At 71.2% G+C, this 14,942-nt stretch carries 17 protein-coding genes and 1 pseudogene; 7 read left to right on the top strand and 11 right to left on the bottom strand.

From position 1 onward, the window contains the following. The 4 genes from ACWDS7_RS37890 to ychF all read right to left on the bottom strand — a co-directional run. Nucleotides 1-518 (bottom strand): TcpE family conjugal transfer membrane protein (locus ACWDS7_RS37890; RefSeq protein WP_451933177.1); only part of this gene is annotated, 518 nt, incomplete at its 3' end. A gap of 45 nt (nucleotides 519-563) precedes the next feature. Further along, entirely contained in the window at nucleotides 564-824 is a 261-nt protein-coding gene (locus ACWDS7_RS37885; RefSeq protein WP_306875523.1) for a hypothetical protein, read from the bottom strand. Between the two features lie 166 nt (nucleotides 825-990). Next, a complete protein-coding gene (locus tag ACWDS7_RS37880; protein WP_306863971.1) occupies nucleotides 991-2,025 on the bottom strand; it encodes a conjugal transfer protein in 1,035 nt (344 codons plus the stop codon). 375 nt (nucleotides 2,026-2,400) lie between these two features. Further along, nucleotides 2,401-3,489, bottom strand: coding sequence for a redox-regulated ATPase YchF (gene ychF, locus ACWDS7_RS37875; protein ID WP_306863969.1), 1,089 nt, complete (start codon nucleotides 3,487-3,489; stop codon nucleotides 2,401-2,403). A gap of 198 nt (nucleotides 3,490-3,687) precedes the next feature. Here ychF and ACWDS7_RS37870 point away from each other — a divergent pair, with 198 nt between their 5' ends. Then, on the top strand, nucleotides 3,688-4,992 hold the full coding sequence (locus tag ACWDS7_RS37870) for a DNA recombination protein RmuC (RefSeq protein WP_451933176.1): 1,305 nt from the start codon (nucleotides 3,688-3,690) through the stop codon (nucleotides 4,990-4,992). 134 nt (nucleotides 4,993-5,126) lie between these two features. Continuing rightward, on the top strand, nucleotides 5,127-5,651 hold the full coding sequence (locus ACWDS7_RS37865) for a DUF6542 domain-containing protein (protein ID WP_306863963.1): 525 nt from the start codon (nucleotides 5,127-5,129) through the stop codon (nucleotides 5,649-5,651). Between the two features lie 167 nt (nucleotides 5,652-5,818). Here ACWDS7_RS37865 and ACWDS7_RS37860 read toward each other — a convergent pair whose 3' ends face one another. Continuing rightward, nucleotides 5,819-6,787, bottom strand: a complete 969-nt coding sequence (locus ACWDS7_RS37860; RefSeq protein WP_451933175.1) for a 4-hydroxy-3-methylbut-2-enyl diphosphate reductase — start codon at nucleotides 6,785-6,787, stop codon at nucleotides 5,819-5,821. Nucleotides 6,788-6,896: 109 nt separating this feature from the next. Between ACWDS7_RS37860 and ACWDS7_RS37855 the strand changes: the two genes are divergently transcribed. Both ACWDS7_RS37855 and xseA read left to right on the top strand, forming a co-directional pair. Further along, nucleotides 6,897-7,880 carry a hypothetical protein gene (locus ACWDS7_RS37855; protein WP_451933174.1) on the top strand — a complete coding sequence of 328 codons (984 nt, stop codon included), beginning with the start codon at nucleotides 6,897-6,899 and terminating at the stop codon, nucleotides 7,878-7,880. 27 nt (nucleotides 7,881-7,907) lie between these two features. Next, a complete protein-coding gene (gene xseA / locus ACWDS7_RS37850) occupies nucleotides 7,908-9,116 on the top strand; it encodes an exodeoxyribonuclease VII large subunit (protein WP_306863957.1) in 1,209 nt (402 codons plus the stop codon). Here the strand turns inward: xseA and ACWDS7_RS37845 are convergent. Further along, nucleotides 9,094-9,570 carry a GNAT family N-acetyltransferase gene (locus ACWDS7_RS37845; protein WP_451933173.1) on the bottom strand — a complete coding sequence of 159 codons (477 nt, stop codon included), beginning with the start codon at nucleotides 9,568-9,570 and terminating at the stop codon, nucleotides 9,094-9,096. The two genes, xseA and ACWDS7_RS37845, sit on opposite strands and share 23 nt — an antisense overlap. 63 nt (nucleotides 9,571-9,633) lie before the next feature. On the opposite strand from ACWDS7_RS37845, the gene ACWDS7_RS37840 reads away from it, so the two are divergent. Further along, nucleotides 9,634-9,864, top strand: coding sequence for an exodeoxyribonuclease VII small subunit (locus tag ACWDS7_RS37840; protein WP_306863952.1), 231 nt, complete (start codon nucleotides 9,634-9,636; stop codon nucleotides 9,862-9,864). A 178-nt stretch (nucleotides 9,865-10,042) separates the two neighbouring features. Here the strand turns inward: ACWDS7_RS37840 and ACWDS7_RS37835 are convergent. The 3 genes and pseudogenes from ACWDS7_RS37835 to ACWDS7_RS37825 form a co-directional block, all read right to left on the bottom strand. Continuing rightward, nucleotides 10,043-10,192: pseudogene (locus ACWDS7_RS37835) on the bottom strand (M9 family metallopeptidase N-terminal domain-containing protein); the annotation flags it as partial. A 92-nt stretch (nucleotides 10,193-10,284) separates the two neighbouring features. Further along, on the bottom strand, nucleotides 10,285-10,818 hold the full coding sequence (locus ACWDS7_RS37830) for a DUF4245 domain-containing protein (protein ID WP_306863948.1): 534 nt from the start codon (nucleotides 10,816-10,818) through the stop codon (nucleotides 10,285-10,287). A 38-nt stretch (nucleotides 10,819-10,856) separates the two neighbouring features. Then, nucleotides 10,857-11,462 (bottom strand): TetR/AcrR family transcriptional regulator, encoded by a 606-nt coding sequence (locus ACWDS7_RS37825; RefSeq protein WP_451933172.1) that lies wholly within the window; start codon nucleotides 11,460-11,462, stop codon nucleotides 10,857-10,859. A gap of 82 nt (nucleotides 11,463-11,544) precedes the next feature. Here ACWDS7_RS37825 and glpX point away from each other — a divergent pair, with 82 nt between their 5' ends. Continuing rightward, a complete protein-coding gene (gene glpX, locus ACWDS7_RS37820; RefSeq protein WP_306863942.1) occupies nucleotides 11,545-12,579 on the top strand; it encodes a class II fructose-bisphosphatase in 1,035 nt (344 codons plus the stop codon). Nucleotides 12,580-12,609: 30 nt separating this feature from the next. Here the strand turns inward: glpX and ACWDS7_RS37815 are convergent, their stop codons facing one another. Then, nucleotides 12,610-13,212 carry a DUF1707 SHOCT-like domain-containing protein gene (locus ACWDS7_RS37815; protein WP_306863940.1) on the bottom strand — a complete coding sequence of 201 codons (603 nt, stop codon included), beginning with the start codon at nucleotides 13,210-13,212 and terminating at the stop codon, nucleotides 12,610-12,612. Between the two features lie 310 nt (nucleotides 13,213-13,522). Between ACWDS7_RS37815 and ACWDS7_RS37810 the strand changes: the two genes are divergently transcribed. After that, nucleotides 13,523-14,686, top strand: coding sequence for an MFS transporter (locus tag ACWDS7_RS37810; RefSeq protein ID WP_451933171.1), 1,164 nt, complete (start codon nucleotides 13,523-13,525; stop codon nucleotides 14,684-14,686). Between the two features lie 71 nt (nucleotides 14,687-14,757). Here the strand turns inward: ACWDS7_RS37810 and ACWDS7_RS37805 are convergent. Then, nucleotides 14,758-14,942 (bottom strand): 5-deoxy-glucuronate isomerase (locus ACWDS7_RS37805; protein ID WP_399965167.1); only part of this gene is annotated, 185 nt, incomplete at its 5' end.

The raw sequence follows: 14,942 nt of genomic DNA, 5'->3' as shown, positions 1-14,942 counted from the left end.
GGACTTCCCGGACTTGCCGACCTTCCCGGCGGGACGGGCGAGATAGCCCAGGTCCAGCACGCCGAGCTCGGAGCCGCCCTTGAACCAGGTCGCCGCTGGGCGTGCCGGACCCTGCGGGAGACCTTGGCCCGGGCCGGTGCGGCCTGCCCGGGTGCGGCCCGCCAGACCCGGCCGGTGAGGCTGATCTCCGAGGGCTCGGCGGTGGGGGCCATCCGGCACCAGGTGCGCGGCTCACCCACGTAACGCACCTGCGACTGGAGCAGCTCGGTGAGCCTCTTGCTCTCGATCACCGGCCTGGTGGAGAGCCAGGTGACGATGCCGGGCGGCACGAGGTAGACCACGTGCCAGGGCGCGTCGAAGGGCAGGCCCAGCAGGTAGAGCACCAGCGACCAGGGCACCACCACGCCCACGAACACACCGATCCAGACGATCGGAAGCGGCATCGGCAGCCGTAGGTCGTACAGCTTGTAGAGCCGTTTCTCGATCCGCCAGATATTGGTATACGTGGGCAGGTCCACACGCTCCTCCTCTCCGCCCTCGTTCTTTGACCGCTACGCGCGATCTCAACCCCCCGTGATGCCCAGCGCGCCCGCGATCGCCTTGGCCGTCACCTCGATGATGTTGGGCACGTAGAAGATCACTCCGATGGCCACCGCGAGGATGATGAACTGCACGAACCTGGTGATCTCACGGGTGAAGAGGAAGAAGAGCGCGACGACGGAGACGACGACGAGGAAGAGCGGGGCGAAGAACTTGCGGAGGAAGTCGGCCAGTCCCTCGGTGTTGACACCCGTCGGAGCACCGGTCGGCTGGGCGAGGTCCATCGCGCTCAGCAGGATGGTCTTCAGGATCACTTCTCGTCCTCCGTGCTCATGATCGTGCTCGCCGGGCGGCCACGGACCCGCGACACGCATGCCCGGACCCGCCCACCGCCGATTCACTGATCAGGGGGGGTCTGTTCACTGCGGACCGGCACCATTCGATCATGTGTTACCCCACAGACCGTTTCGCGCCTCGGATGTCCTTGACGAACCACTTGTCGCCCTGCTTGACCACGGTGAGCAGGTAGGCCTGCTCAAGCTTGCCGCTCATGTCACCGGGGTCGGACGGGGTGGGCTCGGCCGAGGGGGCCACGCCCGAGGGCACACCCCACACGACCGTCGCGGTGACCTCCCGGGTCGCGCCGCCGACGAGAGGGACGGCGAGGTCCTTGAGCTCGACGAGGGTGAACGCGCCGCCGAACCCCTCCAGGGTGACCCCGGCGGCGGCGTAGCGCTGCAGGGAGGCGTTGTCGCCGGCGGCGTAGGCCTTGAAGAAGTCGGCCAGGGGCGTGCGGAGCTCGGCCTCGGCGGCCTCGTCGCCCTCGCCCTCGGGCACCGGGGGCAGGTTCGCCGGGGTCGGCGCGGGAAGGATGCCCGGCCGCCCGGAGACCACGAACCTGTCGGTCCGGCTGTCGTGGAACACCGGCACGGACAGGAGCTGACGGCGGCTTCCCGACTGGAAGGCCAGGGTCACGACCGCATTCTCCCGGTCGACGATTTCCGTGCCGTACGGCTGCACCGCGCCGGCGGCCATCCGGCCGACTCCGTCCCAGCCGAACTGCGGCTCGGCGCCGTCGGGCAGGTAAGGCGCTAGCCGGGAGGCCCTTTCCTGGGAGCGGACGGCCTCGAAATTCAGATACACGGCGGCGAACTGGCTGGCGAAAGAGGTGGCCCGGCTGAGCGGAAATTCGGTGTCCGCCGGAACGGCGGCCGCCCCACCTGCGGTGTTCTGCCGGGTGAAGCGTTCGAAAGGCGCACGGACCCCGTTCACCACGATGACCACTATTAATGCCCAGAGCACGGCGCGGCCGGTCCACACCAGCCAGCGACCGCCTCCGCCGGACCAGCGGGCCCGGCCCGGCGCGCCCCGCCCTCGGGCCGGAGCGCCGTCGGACTCGGGGCCGTAGGGCTCCTCCGGGTATGCCGACAGCTCAGGGTCGCCAGCGATCCGAGGATCACGCTGGACCGTTGCCCTTCGAGCCATCTTGCCTCCGCTCGCGCCCATCCCCCGGTTGGCGCGGTGTCGTATTACTCCCGACCCCGTTAACCATGGTCAAGCACTTACTCTAACCGCCCCGCCGATTGTTCCAGGAAAGCCACGCCTATGCTGCAGGCATCGTCGTGACTGAGCAAACCCGGTCTGGAACTCGGCCGGACCCGCCACCTGTGCACATCGCCAAGAAAGCACGTTATGCCTGCTCGGCGGGTAACCCGATTACTCAAAGGCCACGCATTGCTATCCAAACGGCGCCGAGACTGTCGCGACCTGCGCATTTAACTCGGAATGCATCACACAGTGTCACCATATGAGGAACGGGCCTGGTCAGAGGACCAGGCCCGTTCTCTCACGCGTGAGCCGTCAGACGTTGAAGCGGAACTCCACGACGTCGCCGTCGCGCATCACGTAGTCCTTGCCCTCGATGCGGGCCTTGCCCACCTGACGGGCGGCGGCGATGGAACCCGCCTCCACCAGCTCGTCGAAGGAGACGATCTCCGCCTTGATGAAGCCGCGCTGGAAGTCGGTGTGGATGACCCCGGCCGCCTCCGGAGCGGTGGCGCCCTTGCGGATCGTCCAGGCCCGGGTCTCCTTGGGACCGGCGGTCAGATAGGTCTGCAGGCCGAGGGTCTCGAACCCGACGCGGGCGAGCTGGGACAGGCCGGACTCCTCCTGCCCGACGGACTGCAGGAGCTCCAGCGCCTCGTCGTCGGGGAGCTCGACGAGCTCGGACTCGATCTTGGCGTCCAGGAAGACGGCCTCGGCCGGAGCCACGATCGCCGACAGCCGGGCCCGCAGCTCCTCGTCCACCAGCTCGTCGGCGTCGAGGTTGAAGACGTAGAGGAACGGCTTGGCGGTCAGCAGGTGCAGCTCGCGCAGGTCGGCCACGTCGATCCCGGCGCCCTTGGCCCCGGCGTAGAGGGTGGCGCCGCCGTCGAGGAGCTTGACCGCCGCCTCCGCGGCCTCCAGCGTGGCCTTGCGGTCCTTGTTGGTCCTCGACTCCTTCTGGAGCCGGGGGATCGCCTTCTCCAGCGTCTGCAGGTCGGCGAGGATCAGCTCGGTGTTGATCGTCTCGATGTCGCGCTCGGGGGCGACCTCACCGTCCACGTGGGTCACGTCGGGGTCGGTGAAGACCCGGATGACCTGGCAGATGGCGTCGGTCTCGCGGATGTTGGCGAGGAACTGGTTACCCCGTCCCTGCCCCTCCGAGGCGCCGCGGACCAGTCCGGCGATGTCGACGAACTCGACCTTCGCGGGCAGGAGCTTCGCGGAGCCGAATATCTCGGCCAGCTTCTCCAGACGCGGGTCGGGGACGCCGACGATGCCCACGTTGGGCTCGATGGTGGCGAACGGATAGTTCGCCGCCAGGGCGTTGGCGGTCTTCGTCAGCGCGTTGAAAAGCGTTGACTTACCGACGTTGGGCAATCCGACGATGCCGATACTCAGGCTCACGTAAGCCGAGTTTACGGGGAATCACCCAGTGCTACCCGCCGCAGGCACGTCACGGGCCGGTGGACGGCCGCGGCCGCCGGCGTCCGCGGGGCCTGGCGGGCGAAATGTAATGACACGGGCGAAATGCCGGAATCGATCCGGAAGGCGTGTCGGGCAGCCAGGAGCCACCGGGCCTGCGATCATTCCGGGGTGGATGTCATGGCACTCGCTTTCCAGCTCGCCGTGGGACTCGCCGCGGGACTCGCGATCGGGTTCCTGCTGGGCCGGGCGCGTGCCTCCTCGGGAGCAGCGGACATCGTGACGCGCCTGGCCGAGGCCGAGGCCCGCGCCAAGGCCGCCGAGGAGAAGGTCGCCTACGTCGAAGGGCAGCTGGCCGAGCGGTTCCAGGCCCTGTCGGCCCGCGCGCTCGACGTCAACAACCTGCGGTTCCTGGAGCTGGCCGAGACCCGGCTGGCCGCCGGCCGCGCCGAGGCCGCCGGGGAGCTGGAGCAGCGCAAGCAGGCCGTCGAGCACCTGATCGAGCCGTTGAAGGACACCCTGGCCCGTGTCGAGGCGCAACTGCGCGACACCCAGTCGGGCCAGCGGGCCGCCCACGCCGAGCTGGCCAAGCACATCGACGTGGTCCGGGAGAGCAACGACCGGCTCCGCGTCCAGACGACCGCGCTGGTGCGCGCCCTGCAGCGCCCGGAGGCCCGGGGCCGGTGGGGGGAGCTCCAGCTCCGCAGGGTCGCCGAGATCGCCGGGATGCAGCGATACTGCGACTTCGACGAGCAGGCCAGCGTCACCACCGCCGACGGCGTGCTCCGGCCGGACATGATCGTGCGGCTGGCCGGCGGCAAGAACATCGTGGTCGACTCCAAGGTCTCCCTGGCCGCCTACCTGGAGGCCGCCGAGTCCGGCGACCCCGACCACCAGTCGGCCCGGCTCGACTCCCACGCCCGGCACGTGCGCGAGCACGTGGACCGGCTCGCGTCCAAGGCCTACTGGCAGGCGTTCAGCCCGGCGCCGGAGTTCATGGTGCTCTTCATCCCCGGCGAGGCGTTCCTGGCCCCGGCCCTGGAACGCGACCCCGCCCTGCTGGAGTACGCCATGCGGCGGCGGGTCCACATCGCCACGCCCACCACGCTGATCACCATGCTCCGCACCGCGCAGTACGCCTGGCAGCAGGCCGCGCTCAGCGAGAACGCGCGGGCGGTCTTCGAGCTCGGCAAGGAGCTCTACGAACGGCTGGGCGCCATGGGGCGGAACATGGAGACGATGGGACGGTCGCTGAGCAGGGCGGTCGAGTCCTACAACCGGACGGTCGGCTCCCTGGAGACCCGGGTGCTGGTGAGCGCGCGCAAGCTGAACGACCTGGGGCTGGTCGAGACCGAGCTGGACAGGCCCGGCACGGTCGAGGGCCTGCCGCGCGCGCTGACCTCGCCCGAACTACTGGAAGAAGAGGGCGCAAGCTCGTCCCCCATCTCCCGGCTGAACGGTAAGTTGGCGAACGACCTGCCCTGAAAGCCGTTCCCCGAAGACGCCGTCGGCCGGACACTGGAGGCGGAGCGGAGGGGGTTGGCGATGAGGGGCCGAGGTCGAGGGGGACGACTGGTGGACGATCGAGGCGACGGGCAGCCGCTTGGCGGGGTGAGCGCGTGAGTGAGCAGAAGCGGAGTGCCGGCATCCGGCTGACCGCCCGGGGCGCGGTGGCGTCCGTGCTGGTGTTCACGCTGGCGGGCAGTGTCGCGCAGGCGCTGCTCGGCCTGCCGGTGCTGACCGGCCTGGCGTTCGTGGCCGGTTGCGCGGCGGCGGTGTCGCTGGTGAACCGGCGCGACCTGCTCTCGCTGGTGGTGTCACCACCGTTGATCTTCTTCGCGGCCACGCTGGTCGCCGAGGCGGTCCGGGCCCTGGGCGCGGCCTCACCGGTCCAGGCGTTCGGCCTGGGCATGCTGACCAAGCTGTCGGCCGGCGCCCCGTGGCTGTTCGGCGGCTCGCTCCTGGTCCTGGTCGTGGCCTGGCGGCGCGGCCTGGCCCAGTGCGTCCGCGACCTGCGCGAGGAGCTGCGGGCCGCCGGCCCCGACATTCCCCGCCCGAGGAGCGGCGACAGCGTCGGCTACGCCCCCGAGCCCGAAGGCTACTTCGAGCCCAAGGTGTACGGCACGCCCCGCGAAGGCCAGTAGCCGCGGGCCGGGCCGCCGTAGGCCACGGCCCGGTCGGCGATCGCGCGGCACGGCCGCCGCGGGCGCACGGCACGGCCGGCGAGGGACCGTGGACCGGCGGAGGACCTCAGGCTGAGGACGTCCGTACGGCGGCACGCGGCGCCGCCGTACGGAGCGGGGAGGGCGGTTCAGACGGTGGCGCGCAGGTCCTTGCGCAGCTCGTGCGGGAGGGCGAAGCGGACGCTCTCCTTGACCGACTCGACCTCCTCGACGTCGTCGAAGCCGTGCGTGGCGAGGCGGGCCAGGACGCCGGTGACGAGCTCATCCGGGACCGAGGCGCCGCTCGTCACACCGACCGTGGTGACGCCGTCGAGCCACTCGTCCTTGATGAGCGAGGCGTCGTCGACCAGGTAGGAGGCGTCGGCTCCGTGGTCGAGGGCGACCTCGACCAGCCGCTTGGAGTTGGAGGAGTTCTCGGAGCCCACGACGATGACGAGCTGGGCCTGGGCGGCGATCTCCTTCACCGCGATCTGGCGGTTCTGGGTGGCGTAGCAGATGTCGTCGCTCGGCGGGTCGATGAGGTTCGGGAAACGCTCCTTGAGCCGGGAGACCGTCTCGACCGTCTCGTCCACCGACAGCGTGGTCTGCGACAGCCACACCAGCCGGTCGGGGTCCTTCACCCGGACGGCGTCGACCGAGTCGAGGCCGTCGACGAGCTGGATGTGGTCGGGCGCCTCGCCGGCGGTGCCCTCGACCTCCTCGTGGCCCTCGTGGCCGATGAGCAGGATGTCGTAGTCCTGGGAGGCGAAGCGCCTGGCCTCGTTGTGCACCTTGGTCACCAGCGGGCAGGTGGCGTCGATCGTCTTCAGGCTGCGCCGGGCGGCCTCCTGGTGGACCGCCGGAGAGACCCCGTGGGCGGAGAAGACCACGATCGCGCCCTCGGGGACCTGCTCGGTCTCCTCGACGAAGATCGCTCCCCGCTCCTCCAGCGTCTTGACCACATGGGTGTTGTGGACGATCTGCTTGCGGACGTAGATCGGCGCGCCGTACTGCTCAAGGGCCTTCTCCACGGCCTCGACCGCTCGATCGACCCCTGCGCAGTAGCCACGGGGTCTAGCCACAAGCACACGTCGGGTCGCGGGGGTCTCTGAAGTCATGTTCTTATGCTACGTGGAGTGTCCGCTGGGCCGCCCACGCGTCCTATGACCTCATACGGCACAGTCTTGCGAGACTAGACGCCTAAAACAGACCTCCCAGGGAGACGACATGGCAGTCCCCGACATCCTCCGTAATGTCACCAGAAATGTCCGCGAGGCGCTCTCCAGCCGCGAAGGGTTCAAGGAGAAGGCGAAGGACCTGCCGCTCTACGTGCTGCAGTCCGCGCTGAGCGGGGTCGGCCAGGCCCTGCTGATCGGCGACCGCGTGCGGAGCACGATCAAGCGCATCGGCCAGCAGGACGAAGAGGAGTCCACGCAGACCGCCGACGAGCCGGCCGAGTCCGCCAAGGACGACAAGACCGAGGACAAGCCGGCCCGCCGCGAGCCGGTCATCTTCGCCCCCCGCCCGGAGAGCGCCTCCACCAAGGAGATCACGCCCGAGACCAACGGCGTCAAGTCCCGCCCCGAGCCGGTCATCTTCGCCCCCGCCAAGCCCAAGGCCAAGCCCGCCGAGCCCGAGGCCAAGCCTGTCGAGACCGACACCGCAGAGGCCGAGCCCAAGACCGCCGCCCCCGAGGCCAAGCCCGCAGAGGTCAAGGCCGCCGAGCCGGTCAAGGCTGAGACCGCCGAAGCCAAGCCCGCAGAGCCCGAGGCCACCACCCCCGAGGCCAAGCCTGTCGAGACCGACACCGCAGAGGCCGAGCCCAAGACCGCCGCGCCCAAGACCAAGTCCAAGACCGCGGAGCCCAAGGCCGCAGAGGCCGCCGTCTCCCAGCCCGCGGCCGCGAAGGTGGAGGTCACGGAGGTCGAGGTCGTCAAGCCCGAGGCGGCCGACGCCGCGCTGGTCGAGGTCACGGAGACCAGGGTCGCCGAGCCTCCGGTGGCCACGCCGGTCCCCGAGGCGGTCGCCGTCCCCGCCGAGCCGATGCCCGGCTACGGCCAGCTGTCGATCGCGTCCCTGCGCGCCCGGATGCGCGGCAAGACGGCCGAGCAGATCCAGGAGCTCATCGACTACGAGCGGGCCACCACCGCCCGTCCGGAGGTCGTGCGGATGTACGAGAACCGGCTGGCCAAGCTGGAGGCGGCCGGATAACCGCAGCTTGCGCGTAGGCTCCCGACCATGACCTCGAAGACCACCCCGGAACAGCCGCTCCCGGTCCGCACCGTGCTGCAGATGGTCGGCGGCTGGATCGGCAAACTCGGCACCGTCTGGGTGGAGGGGCAGATCACCGAGCTGACCGCCCGCGGCGGCACGGTGTTCCTGACGTTGCGTGACCCCGTGGCCAACGTCTCGGCCCGGGTCACCTGCCCCCGTGGCGTCTACGAGGCGACCGTCCCCCGGCCGGTGGACGGCGCCCGGGTCGTCATGCACCTGAAGCCGGACTTCTGGGTGAACAAGGGCTCCTTCGCGTTCACCGCCCTGGAGATGCGCCCGGTCGGCGTCGGCGAGCTGCTGGCCAGGCTGGAGCGGCTGCGCCAGGTGCTCGCCGCCGAGGGGCTCTTCGGAGTCGACCGCAAGCGGCGGCTGCCGTTCCTGCCGGGCACGATCGGGCTGATCTGCGGCCGTGACTCGGCCGCCGAGCGCGACGTGCTGGAGAACTCGCGGCGCCGCTGGCCCGCGGTGCGGTTCAAGGTCGAGCCGGTGGCCGTGCAGGGCCCGTACGCGGTCACCGAGGTCACCGAGGCTCTGCGGAAGTTCGACGCGGACGGCGAGGTCGACGTCATCGTGATCGCGCGGGGCGGCGGGTCGATGGAGGACCTGCTGCCCTTCTCCGACGAGGCGCTCGTCCGGGCGGTGGCGGCGTGCCGGACCCCGGTGGTCAGCGCCATCGGCCACGAGCAGGACAACCCGCTGCTCGACCTGGTCGCCGACGTGCGGGCGTCCACCCCCACGGACGCGGCCAAGAAGGTCGTGCCGGACGTCGGCGAGCAGCTCACGCTCATCCGCCAGCTCCGCGACCGGGGCCGGCGGGTGGCCGGCGGATGGCTGGAGCGCGAGACGGCATGGCTGGCCGCGGTCCGCTCCCGCCCCGCCCTGGCCGACCCGGTCCGTGAGATCGAGCGCAGGGCCGAGCAGGCCGAGCAGCTCAGGGACCGGGCGAGGCGCTCGCTGACCGCCTCCCTGGACCGCGCCCAGGACTCCCTGGAGCACCTGCGGGCCCGCCTGGTCTCCCTGTCCCCCGCCGCCACCCTGGAGCGCGGTTACGCGATCGTGCAGCGCCCCACGGGTGAGGTCGTACGGCGGGCGGCCGACGTCGCCCCCGGCGCCGAGCTGACGATCCGCTTCCCCGACGACAGGGTGCCGGTCAGGAGGGATTCAGCCACGTGAGCGAGGGGTAGCGCAGGCCGTCGTCGACGAAGCCGAACTGCCGGTAGAGCGACTCGCCGTCGGAGGTGGCGTGCAGGTCCACCCTGCGGACCTCGCTGTCGCGGTACCACTCCATGAGCTTGGCCATGATGGCCCGGCTGTGTCCCCGGCGCCGGTGGCCGGGGGCGGTGGTCATGTCCTGGATGTAGCCGCAGCGGCCGTTGGCGAGGGTGGGGCCGGGGAAGCGCTCGAAGATGAGACCCATGCCGCAGGCGGCCAGCCCGCCCTCGGGGGCGTCCACCACGTAGACGGCCGTGTCGTCGCTGCCCAGCCTCTCCTTGAGGCTGTCGGCGTAGGTGTCCTGCCACTGACCGTCGACCGGGTAGCTGCCGTCCTGGGCCATCCGGTCGGCCAGGATCTCACGCAGGCGGACCAGCTCGGGGATGTCCTCGGGGGTCGCGGTACGAACGCTCATCCATGCAGTGTCCCAGGACCGTGATCCGCCTCTTGTGTCGGCGGGTGACTCTAGGGTGGGGATGTGGCCGATGAGAAGACACCGTCGTATGAGCAGGCACGCGAGGAGCTGACCGAGGTGGTCCGCCGCCTGGAGGCCGGCGGGCTGACGCTGGAGCAGTCGATCGAGCTGTGGGAGCGCGGCGAGCGGCTGGCGTCGCTGTGCGAGGAGTGGCTCCAGGGCGCCCGGGTGAAGCTCGCCGCCGCCATGGCGCAGCGCCGGCAGCCCGACCCCGCAGGGGACGCGCCCTTCTGAGGTCTGTCCGGCGGCGTACGGCCTGGGACGGCGGCGTACGTCCTGGACAGGGGGCGTACGGCCTGGACGGGTCGGCCTCGGTCGAGGCGCCGCCGTCGCCGGAGCCCCGGGGACGTGAGGCGATGGCGCCGTCGGAGACGGTCGAGCCGCCGGTGAAGGTGACGGCGGCGCCGTTGACGTCGCCGGAGCGGCCGTTGGCGAAGAACGCGTCCGGCGCGGGGCGGATCGAGCTCTGGAGCGCCGTGCCGTACGCGCCGACGCCGTTGTCGACCTCGCTCCGCACGCAGTGGCCGGCCCGCGGGAACAGCACGTGCCGCCGCGCGCCGGTCCTGTCCGTCGATCGTCACCGCGCCCGGTCAGGGCCGGGTCGCACCGCCCAGGTGAGTCCGCGACCTCATGGTCCGGGCCCCGGACAGGCCCCTAGGAGGTCACCCGCGTCTGCTGCTTGATGGATCCGGCCAGGGCCGACAGCTCGTCCCACTGGGCGGTGCCCGTGACGACGACCGTGGCGTCGGGCAGGAGCCGGACGAGGGAGCGCTGGTTCTTGTCCTTGCGGACGCGCTGCTCCCAGGTCACCCCGCCGATCTGGACGCTGCCGGTGACCTCACCGGTGTTGGCCAGCCGGTTGGCGAACTCGGCCGCGGGCCTCTCGTCGCTCTGGGCGAGCATCGCGTGGGAGCGCTTGGCGGTGGCGAAGCCGAGCCTCCAGGTGACCGCGCCCTTCTCCTTGGTCATCCGAGAGCTCGTCGGGATCCACCCGGCGGGCACCTGATCCGGCGACCACACCTGGTAGGGCGCGTCGCGGCGCATGTTGGCCACGTCGAACGAGAAGTCGACCTTGGGGATGTGCTCGGTCCTGCTCTGCGGTGTGACCAGCAGGAACACGCCGACGCCGGCGAGGCAGACCAGCATCGCGACCGCATAGCCGTAGAAACCCTGAGTGAACCGTTCCACGACTGTCGAGACTAGTCGCTCGGGGGCGCGGTCCGGTCTCAGGGGCGCCTGATCTGCCCGACGATGGCGAGCACGTCCTCGGCGAGGTTGCGGGACGCCTCTTCGTCCTCGGACAGGGCGACCTCGGAGACGGCGGCGGCGAGCGCGCCGGTGAGGACCACGACCAGCGCGCCCTCGTCGCCCTCGAACAGGGCGGCGTTGCGCTTGGCCCACTGGCGCAGCCGGTCGCGCATGATGACCTCGAACCCCGGGGGCCCGTCACCGCGCAGGAACAGCGCGGCGAGCTCGCGCTCGGCGAAGCAGCCCTCCAGGTAGGCGCGGGCGCCGGCGATGAACAGCCGCATCGGGTCGGCCTCGCCCCCGGTCCGGGCCTCCTGGACGGCCTGCTTGGTCCGCTGGGTCTGCCGGGTCTGGAAGTCGTCGAAGAGCGTCAGGTAGAGATCGGCCTTGCCGGAGAAGTGGTGGTAGAGGCTGCCGACGCTCGCCCCGGCGCGGGCGACCACGTCGGTGACACCGGCCTCCGCGAAACCGCTCGCGACGAAGACCTCCCTGGCGGCCGCGAGGAGCGCGACGCGCGTGGCGGCACCCCGCTCGGAGGTCCGTGCAGCCACGCCTGTCACCAGCCGTTCCGTGTCGCTACTCATGGTGGGCACATTATCCCTCGCCGCCCGGCAAGAGGGAGGCAACTACGATCGATGCAGTAATCCACGAGAGGGGCTCCTCGTCATGTCCGATCAGACGTCCGTACCTGCCGCGCTCGCCACGGGTGCACACGCACCTGATCGCAACCTGGCCCTCGAACTGGTCAGGGTCACCGAGGCGGCCGCGATGGCCGCGGCCCGCTGGGTCGGGCGCGGTGACAAGAACGGCGCCGACGGCGCCGCGGTGAACGCGATGCGCCAGCTGATCAACACGGTGTCGATGAACGGCGTGGTGGTGATCGGCGAGGGCGAGAAGGACAACGCGCCGATGCTCTACAACGGCGAGCACGTCGGGGACGGCAGCGGCGCCGAATGCGACGTGGCCGTGGACCCGATCGACGGCACCCGCCTGACCGCGCTCGGCATGCCCAACGGGATCTCGGTCATCGCGGTCAGCGAGCGCGGCTCGATGTACGACCCCTCGGCCGTCTTCTACATGGACAAGCTGGTCACCGGCCCCGAGGCCGCCGGGGCGGTCGACATCAACGCGCCGGTGGCCGACAACATCTCCGCGGTGGCGCGGGCCAAGGGCGGCGAGCCGTCGGACGTGACCGTGGTCATCCTCGACCGGCCGCGCCACGAGAAGATCATTCAGGAGGTCCGGGAGGCCGGGGCGCGGATCAAGCTCATCACCGACGGCGACGTGGCCGGAGCGATCATGGCCGCCCGCGCGGGCACCGGTGTCGACCTGATGCTCGGCATCGGCGGCACCCCCGAGGGCATCATCGCGGCCTGCGCGCTCAAGTGCCTGGGCGGCGTCATCCAGGGCAGGCTGTGGCCGCAGGACGACGCCGAGCGCCGCCGGGCGCTGGACGCCGGCCTCGACCTGGACGCCACGCTGACCACCGACGACCTGGTCCGCTCCGACGACGTGTTCTTCGCGGCCAGCGGGATCACCGACGGCGAGCTCATGCAGGGCGTCCGCTACCGCGGTGGCCGCGCCGTCACCAGTTCCCTGGTCATGCGCGGCCGTTCCGGCACGATCCGCAAGATCGAGAGCGAGCACCAGCTCTGGAAGCTGCGCGCCTACAGCGCGATCAACTTCGACAGCGCGAGCTGACCGGCCCGGCGCCGCTCGTGGCCCGTCCGCTCAGCGGCGGAACCACGAGCGGCGGGGCCGCTTCGGCGACTTGGCGACGATGTTGCCCAGGGTGACGATCCCGGTGATCTCGATGAGCGGTCCGTCGGGCGAGGGCGGGACCTGGTTCTTCTTGCCCGCCATGAAGGCGGAGGCGGGCATCTCGATCCGGACGCCCTCCGGGACGATCAGCGTGAGGGTCGCGGCCATCACGGTGACCTGGAGCGTAACGTGGCCCGACTGGAGCAGCGCCTCGCGCAGGTCGAGCGTGACGTTGGCGCAGACCGCGGTGGCGGAGAAACGGGTGGGCACCACCCAGCGGCCCGAGCGCTCGTCCGAGCCGAAGAAGGCCAGCACCGGGCGGACGTCGGTCCGCAGCGGCTGCGCCTCGGGCGGGAGCAGGTCGGCGGTGAGCGCGGCGATCTCGCCCAGCGTGCGGGCCCGGTAGAGCGTCTGGAGCCGCTCCTCGTGCTCGTCGTGGTCCAGCCGGCCGTCGGCGAGCGCGTCGCCCAGCACGGCGGCCACCCGTGCTCTGTCGTCGTCCCCGGCGCGCAGGTCGCCGGGGCGCGGCAGGCGCCCGGAGTTACGGATCGACGGGGGCGGGGAACTGTCCACCCTTCGACGATAATCGCTGTCAGGGCCGTAGCGGCGTGGCAAGGCCGCCGACATGGCGGCGGAAGAGGGCGGTGCCGGCGATCACGGTGGAGCGCCGGGCGCGGCCGGGGCGCGCGGGACACGCCCGACCACTCCTGCCGGGAAGCGCACACCGCTCCCGACCACTCCTGCCGGGACGCCCGGACCGCACCTGGCCACGCCGCCCCGGACGCCGGGCGCGACGGCCCGGATGATCAGCCATTGACCGCCGGAGACGGCGCCCCTACTCTGACGAGAACCTGAACCCCCCTCATGTTCTCTGGAGGTCGTGATGCCGACCCCACGCGACAGGCAAGCACGGGTGGCGACCTGGGCCGCCTTCTTCGTCCAGGGCCTCTGTTTCGCCACCCTGCTCACCCATGTGATCGACCTGCAGCACAGGTTCGGGCTGAGCGACGGCGACCTCACCCTCGTCCTGCTGCTCGTCCCGGTGATCGCCGGCGTCGGGAGCGTCGTGGCCGGCCCGCTGGCCGCGAAGTACGGCAGCGGCCCGGTCCTGCGGATCTCCCAGGTGGGGGTCTGCATGGTCGTGGCCCTTGTGGGATGGAACACCCAGCTCATCGGGCTCTACCTGCTCAGCGCGGTGTTCGGCCTGTTCGTCGGGGCGGTGGACGCGGCGATGAACATGCAGGCGGTCGCGGTCGAACGCCGCTACGGCATGAGCGTGCTCACCGGTTTCCACGCCGTGTGGAGCGTCGGCTCGATGCTGGGCGCCGGGTTCAACTCCGCCTTCAGCGTTTTCGGCACCGGCCTGGGCTGGTCGTTCTCCGTCCCGGTGGCGATCGGCGCCGCGATCTCCGTGATCATGCTCCCCCGCCTCTACGACCGGGACGGGGAGCGGGCGACCGCGCGCGCCGCGCAGACGGCCAGGGTGCCGTGGCGGCCGATCATCCCGCTCTGCCTGGCGATGGCGTTCCTCTACGTCGGCGACGCGGCGGTCTCCAACTACAGCACCCTCTACATGGAGAGCGCGCTGTCGGCGAGCGGCTGGCTGGTGCCCTTCGCCTACCTCGTCTACCAGGCGGCCATGCTCCTCGCGCGGGTCCCCGGAGACTTCGCCGTGCGCAGGTACGGCCCGGCCCCGGTCGTCCGGGTGGGCGCGGTGATCGCGGCCGTGGGCACACTCGGCGTCGTCGCCGCCCCCGGCGTCACATCGGCCGTCCTGTCGTTCGGCCTGATCGGCGTCGGCCTGTCCGTCATCGCGCCGCAGTCGTTCTCGGCGGCCGGCCGCCTCGGCGCCGGGGCCGAGACGGCGATCGCGCGCGTCAACGTGTTCAACTACGTCGGCTTCCTCGTCGGCGCGGCCGTGGTCGGCACCGTCAACGACACCATGGACGCGCGGGCGGCGTTCGTGCCCGCCGCCGTCCTGGTGGCCCTGATCGTGCCGCTGGCCAGGGGCTTCCAGCCGAAACCGGAACTCGTGCCGCAGAAATAGGGCCGCTGGTCACGTCCGGTCCGTCGGCCGACCGGCCGGGAAGCGCTCGGGCGCCTGCGCCGGGGTGAGCCTCATCGCGACGCCTTCGTCATGGGGACCCGTGGATCGACCGGCTGGTCCGCCCAGGAGGAGCGGACCCAGGCGTGCCGGGGGTCGTCGCAGAAGGCCATGGACCGCGTGGGGGCGGGTCCGGCCAGGACGTTGAGGTAGTACAGGTCGTAGCCGGGGGCGGCCATCGACGGGCCGTGGTAGCCGT

The sequence above is a fragment of the Streptosporangium sp. NPDC003464 genome, from assembly GCF_053588315.1.
This window is presented reverse-complemented; position numbering and strand designations above follow the sequence as displayed.

Coding starts and splice junctions, on each gene's coding strand:
- ACWDS7_RS37870 (WP_451933176.1), top strand. CDS start 3,688: ATGGCACTCGCTTTCCAGCTCGCCGTGGGACTCGCCGCGGGACTCGCG.
- ACWDS7_RS37825 (WP_451933172.1), bottom strand. CDS start 11,462: ATGAGTAGCGACACGGAACGGCTGGTGACAGGCGTGGCTGCACGGACC.
- ACWDS7_RS37885 (WP_306875523.1), bottom strand. CDS start 824: ATGGACCTCGCCCAGCCGACCGGTGCTCCGACGGGTGTCAACACCGAG.
- glpX (WP_306863942.1), top strand. CDS start 11,545: ATGTCCGATCAGACGTCCGTACCTGCCGCGCTCGCCACGGGTGCACAC.
- ACWDS7_RS37860 (WP_451933175.1), bottom strand. CDS start 6,787: ATGACTTCAGAGACCCCCGCGACCCGACGTGTGCTTGTGGCTAGACCC.
- ACWDS7_RS37845 (WP_451933173.1), bottom strand. CDS start 9,570: ATGAGCGTTCGTACCGCGACCCCCGAGGACATCCCCGAGCTGGTCCGC.
- ACWDS7_RS37880 (WP_306863971.1), bottom strand. CDS start 2,025: ATGGCTCGAAGGGCAACGGTCCAGCGTGATCCTCGGATCGCTGGCGAC.
- ACWDS7_RS37855 (WP_451933174.1), top strand. CDS start 6,897: ATGGCAGTCCCCGACATCCTCCGTAATGTCACCAGAAATGTCCGCGAG.
- ACWDS7_RS37810 (WP_451933171.1), top strand. CDS start 13,523: ATGCCGACCCCACGCGACAGGCAAGCACGGGTGGCGACCTGGGCCGCC.
- xseA (WP_306863957.1), top strand. CDS start 7,908: ATGACCTCGAAGACCACCCCGGAACAGCCGCTCCCGGTCCGCACCGTG.